The organism is Rheinheimera sp. (assembly GCF_030690345.1).
In the GTDB taxonomy this organism is placed as follows: Bacteria; Pseudomonadota; Gammaproteobacteria; order Enterobacterales; family Alteromonadaceae; genus Alishewanella.
On record NZ_JAUYGV010000010.1, the window covers coordinates 1 to 1,059 of the forward strand.

1 protein-coding gene is annotated in these 1,059 nt (G+C 48.8%); it reads left to right on the plus strand.

Features of this window, described 5'->3' with window-relative positions; translation table 11 throughout:
- On the plus strand, positions 1-1,059 hold a 1,059-nt coding region (locus Q8O77_RS20040; protein WP_305557569.1), incomplete at both ends, for a hypothetical protein.

The window sequence follows — 1,059 nt, forward strand, 5'->3', positions numbered from 1 at the left end:
CAATCCTGTGTTAACAGTAAGGCAAGGCGGAACAGGCAACATTCAAATTTGGAAAGACGGTAATAATGAAGTTGGCACATTTGCCGATGGCGGGTTATTCGGGCTGGGCACCACCACTCCTAAATCACGTTTGTCCGTTTCCACTTTGGCTCAAGCCGCAGCCACAACAAAATTATTTACTGTGGCTTCCACCACCGGCGCTACGTTGTTCCAAGTAACCGCGAATGGCCAATCTCTATTCGCGGCCGGATCTGTTTCCGCGCCCAGCGCCAGTTTTGTAGGCGATACCGATACCGGCTTGTACGCGGTTAGCGCCAATATTTTCGGCTTGGCTGCCGGCGGTACTCAAGTGGCGCAGGTTAAAAACGGGGGAACGGCTCAAACCACCCAGTTTATTGTAAGTCCGGGCGCTTTACTGGGCACAACTAATACTCCTTCCTTGGCTTTTGGCGATGGCGATACCGGTTTTTATGAATCCGGCGATGACAGCTTGTATGTAATGACAGGTGGTAACGCTTTATTAGGTCTTGGCGGCGCTAGTGGCGGATACTGGGTCATATCCACTAGCGCGTTATACAATTCAACTGATACTAACGGCGCTTATATAGCTAATATAACTCCAACAGCCATTGCTCCAGCCTATACTTTTGTTAGCGACACCAATACTGGCCTTGGTTATTCAGGCGCTGATCAATTATCAGTAATTGCCGGCGGAGTAATGACGCAAAGATCTTCATCCACCGCCGTTTACTTCCCGTTAAACGTGGGCATGGGCACAACAACTCCTAAATCGGTTTTATCAGTTTCCACTCTTGCTCAAGCGCCAGCCACTACAAAATTATTTACCGTTGCTTCTACAACAGGAGCTACATTCTTCCAAGTAATGGCAACAGGAAAAGTTGGAGTTAATACTGCCAACCCTTCCGCCTATTTGCATGTTCAAGGAACAACCGAACAACTGCGCTTGGCTTATGATTCCAACAACTACACTGCCTTTACCACCGATGCGACAGGCGATTTAACTATCGCGCCAAGCGGAGGCGATACCAACATTACCGG